This is a genomic window from Streptomyces sp. SA15 (assembly GCF_002291145.1).
Lineage (GTDB): Bacteria > Actinomycetota > Actinomycetes > Streptomycetales > Streptomycetaceae > Streptomyces.
In genome coordinates, this window is record NZ_NTGE01000185.1 from 1 (window position 1) to 1002 (window position 1002).

Below are 1002 nucleotides of genomic sequence, written 5' to 3' on the forward strand. Positions count from 1 at the left end.
GTGCCGCGAGTACGTCCCGGAGTACGTTCTCGAGCGTGACGCGGGCCAGCTCGTGTCTCAGGGTCTCCTCGATGCCCTCGTAGATGCCCTGCATTGCCGGCTGGATGCCGTGACCCACCACGCATTCCTGGTCCGGGGTGGTGCGGTGCATCGCGAACAGCGGGCCGGGTTCCACTGCCTCGTACACGTCGAGCAGGGTCATCGACTCCAGCTCGCGCGCCAGCGACCAGCCCGCGCCCACGCCCCGCCGGGACTCCACGAGCCCGGCCCTGCGCAGCTCGCCGAGCAGCCGTCTGATCACCACGGGGTTGGTGTTCGCGCTGGCCGCGATCTGCTCGGAGGTGGCGACCTCATGGCCTTGGCGCTGGTAGAGGCCGATCCAGGCCAGCGCGTGGGCGGCGATGGTCAGCCTGCTGTTGGCGCTCATGGACTCCTCCTCTCGGCCGCAACGCTTTATGTTACGACAGCGCAGTCGTAACAGTGAAGGTTGCAACAGCCTGTCGTAACAATTAACGTTGCGACTGCCAGGAAGGGTCAATCAACGAGGTGAGAAGAATGAGCAAGCCACTCATGGGCAAGGTCGCCCTGGTCACCGGGGGGTCGCGCGGACTGGGAGCCGCGACCGTACGGCTGCTGGCCGAGCAGGGCGCCGACGTCGCCTTCACCTACGTCAGCTCCGAGAAGCAGGCGCAGGCCGTCGTCGACGAGGTGCACGGCAAGGGAGCCAAGGCCGTCGCCTTCCAGTCCGACCAGGCAGACACGAGCCGGGCGCCGGCGCTGATTGATGACGTGGTGGCGCACTTCGGCGGCCTGGACATCCTCGTCAACAACGCGGCGATCTCCGTGGCTGGCACGGTGGACGACCCGGACGCCGACACCGCCGCACTGGACCGGATGCACGCCACCAACTACCTCGGCGTGATCGCCGTCATCCGGGCCGCCTCCCGAGTGCTGCGCGCGGGCGGCCGCATCATCACGGTGAGTTCCGGACTGGGCTCCCGG

General features: G+C 68.0%; 2 protein-coding genes. One reads left to right on the plus strand and one right to left on the minus strand.

The features are described from left to right. Positions 1-427 (minus strand): Rrf2 family transcriptional regulator (locus CLM62_RS39375; protein WP_107483853.1); only part of this gene is annotated, 427 nt, incomplete at its 3' end. 128 nt (positions 428-555) lie between these two features. On the opposite strand from CLM62_RS39375, the gene CLM62_RS39380 reads away from it, so the two are divergent. Next, positions 556-1002 (plus strand): SDR family NAD(P)-dependent oxidoreductase (locus CLM62_RS39380; RefSeq protein ID WP_143659231.1); only part of this gene is annotated, 447 nt, incomplete at its 3' end.